Here is a 229-nt window from a genome sequence, read left to right on the forward strand (position 1 = left end):
TCTTCACTCCTGTTTTGAGAGTTATTAATATTTTGCTGGGCAAACTGGCAACTCTGGCAAATGCTTTCAAGTCATTTACGGAGTTAATCACCGGAAAGAAATCATCTGGCCAGACAGGCACAAGTGGTGCAGGCCTTGCCGGGACAGATGCAATAGCTGATACGGCAGACCAATATGGAAATGCTGCCGACAATGCTGAAAAGCTGGCAGATGCTACAAATGATACAGC

The 229-nt window shown here is 45.9% G+C and carries 1 protein-coding gene; it reads left to right on the plus strand.

Annotated elements, in window-relative coordinates; genetic code table 11:
• The coding region (locus ABFY71_RS19170) for a hypothetical protein (RefSeq protein WP_347947472.1) at nt 1-229 on the plus strand (229 nt) is incomplete at both ends.

This window comes from Devosia alba, assembly GCF_039938915.1.
Lineage (GTDB): Bacteria > Pseudomonadota > Alphaproteobacteria > Rhizobiales > Devosiaceae > Devosia > Devosia alba.